We start from the raw sequence: 2,860 nt of genomic DNA, 5'->3' as shown, positions 1-2,860 counted from the left end.
AACTTAGTCATTTGAATGAAAGCTGGGTTGGAGATAGCATCTCCCATCGGCTGGAAAGTGCGAAACAAAGATATCTCGATACGGTTGGGCAGAAGATGCAGGCTAAAGCCGCACCCATACGAGAGGGAGTAATAGTAATCAAACAAGAAACCACCATGCAGGAACTCCAGCAGTTTGCCACGGTCTGCAAAGAACGTTTCGGTATCGAAGCATTTCAAATCCATATACACAAGGACGAAGGATACATGAACGCAAAGCAATGGACACCTAACCTTCATGCCCATGTAGTTTTCGATTGGACGCAGCCGAATGGGAAAAGTGTGCGTTTATCGCGTGATGACATGGCAGAACTCCAAACCATAGCATCTGAAACACTGGGCATGGAACGTGGCGTTTCTTCTGACCGCAAACACTTATCGGCTATGCAGTACAAGACCGAATGTGCGAAAGAACAGCTTCAGGAACTATCAAACGATATATCCAGTGCATTAGACAAACACAAGGACGTACAAAACCAGCTTCTTCAGCTTCAGAAAGAACTACGTTCCATTGAAACAAAGAAGAACGTCCAAAAACTCATTTCTAAGGCTTCAGAGAAGTTTTACGGCTTGATTGGAAAAACAGTCAACGATAGGGAAAAGGATGCCTTAAAAGCCAAAGTAAAGGCTTTAGAGGGGGAAAATGAACAGCTATCCGATAGACTGGGAAAGGCTATACTTGAAAAAGAGCAAAACGGCACAAAGGCATTCAAAGCCGAGAATGACAAGGAGTATTATAGACAACAAATGGACAACGCAAGGACAACCAGTAACCGATTAAGGACGGAGAACCAAGAACTAAAGACCGAAACCAAGGAATTGAAAAAAGAACTTGGTAAGATGAAAGACTTGTTCAATTCCGAACAACTGGAGGCTTTAAGGCATCATTTCCCAAACATATCAAAAGCTATGGAAGAGGGGAAAGACCTACTCAAGCAAATCACCAGAAGCAGAGGTTTCGGTATGGGTATGTAACCCCCCCCCCGCCCCCAAAGGGGGAGCGACCAAACGGCAGCCTCTCTCAATGGAGTGTTACGTCGTTCGGATTCGGAAGAAATTTTGCAGGGTTCGGAAAACGGTTGTGTGCTTATTCTAAAAAAAGTTTATGGTGTGGCGCTCGTCGGGACGGGTGGTCCCGCCCCTTGCCGCTGGGCGCTCCCCGACCGATGATTTTTAAGTGACTGATTTTGTGCTGTTTTGGGGGTATATTAAGAATAGAAGAAATAGAATAAGTTAAGTACTTGATACACAATATAGGGCATTTTCCATATTGGAAATTCTCATTTTCCAATCTAGAAAATACTGATTTCCTAATATAATACTAAACAGGAAAATAATATTTCCCTTAATATTGTTTTTATGGAAAATAATAGTTTACTTTGTGGAGAATAATATTTCCCAAAAACACATCAAAATGGAAAATAAAAAAGCAGTTAAGTTAACCGATTTTCAAAAGAACGAAGAAAATCCTTTTATGAAACAAGCTATAGAAGGTATTGAAAATCATGTTGTTAAAAAGTATAAGAGTAATAGTGGTGGCGATAAGAGAGCCGTAGTAGCTTTAGCCGACACTGAAACTGGAGAAGTGTTTAAGACTTCGTTTATCCGTCAAATAGAAGTAGATGAAGAACAATTCACTAAATTGTATCTTTCTAACTTTGCTGCATTCTTTGACCTATCACAAGCAGCTATTCGGGTTTTTGGTTACTTTATGACCTGCATGAAACCCAAAAATGATTTAATCATCTTCAATAGAAAAAAATGCCTAGAATATACCAAATACAAAACAGACAAAGCCGTTTATAAAGGACTTGCAGAACTTGTAAAAGCTGAAATCATAGCCCGAGGACCAGCCGATAATCTTTGGTTTATTAATCCTCTGATAGTATTCAATGGTGACCGAGTGACATTTGCTAAAACATACGTTCGGAAAAAGACTTTAGCTGCCCAAAAGAAAGAAGAAGCAGAGAAACGACAATTATCACTTGGCTTTGATGAACAGTAACACTCCATTGAGTGAAGCTGCCGTTTGGTCGCTCCCCCTTTGGGGGCGGGGGGGGGATAGATAAAGTTCCTCTATGTAAAGTTATAATGGGGGATGAAAGGCAAGGTTCGCTAACCTTACCCCGATTGTTTATGCTTCCCAGCATTCAATCTATCCCCGTTTATGGGTTTCTCTTTCACCCTACAAAGATAACCTCATGGGGGAAAAATGTCCAAGAATATGGGGTAAAAACTATCAAGTCGGTAGAAAATAAGTATCTTTGAAGTACATTTTTAGTAGAGGTACTGGTATGCCTAGACGAAGCAGATAGGCAAAAATAAAGCCGCTGGAGATGTCGGATGTCCGTCAATTAACTCCAGCGGCTTGTATTTTGGTAACTCTCCCGTATCGGTCGGCTACCGTTTGGTCAGCAACAAAGGTAGTACTTTATTGTCGCAAATCCAAATGTTTTCCCCTTTATTTGTGCATTTACAGAACATTTGCTAACTTCGCACCTATGCAGTATGGTGATAGCACACTAGCACCCTAAAGGGTGCGTGTGTAAGGGGACAAGCCCCCTTAACCCCCTGTCAGCCGGCTGTCACCGGCTGTTATCGATTGTCACAAAAATGTTAACTTATGGGAGCAACAAGTATTCATGTACAAGCAGTGAAGCCGGGGAGTGAGATTCACAACTTTAGGGAAAAAGAGTTGGACTATGTTCGTCCCGAACTTAGTCATTTGAATGAAAGCTGGGTTGGAGATAGCATCTCCCATCGGCTGGAGAGTGCGAAACAGAGATATTTCGATACGGTTGGGCAGAAGATGCAGACTAAAG

General features: G+C 41.8%; 2 protein-coding genes and 1 pseudogene. All 3 read left to right on the top strand.

Annotated elements, in window-relative coordinates; translation table 11 throughout:
• On the top strand, nucleotides 1-1,013 hold a 1,013-nt coding region (locus ABHU32_RS09925), incomplete at its 5' end, for a mobilization protein (RefSeq protein ID WP_346979807.1).
• 406 nt (nucleotides 1,014-1,419) lie between these two features.
• On the top strand, nucleotides 1,420-2,043 hold the full coding sequence (locus tag ABHU32_RS09920; protein ID WP_005648621.1) for a replication/maintenance protein RepL: 624 nt from the start codon (nucleotides 1,420-1,422) through the stop codon (nucleotides 2,041-2,043).
• A 618-nt stretch (nucleotides 2,044-2,661) separates the two neighbouring features.
• A pseudogene (locus ABHU32_RS09915) lies at nucleotides 2,662-2,860 on the top strand (hypothetical protein); the annotation flags it as partial.

This window comes from Collinsella aerofaciens, assembly GCF_039758965.1.
Taxonomy (GTDB): domain Bacteria; phylum Actinomycetota; class Coriobacteriia; order Coriobacteriales; family Coriobacteriaceae; genus Collinsella; species Collinsella aerofaciens_BR.
The sequence above is the reverse complement of the archived record's forward strand: the minus strand, read 5'-3'. Positions and strand labels throughout refer to the sequence as shown.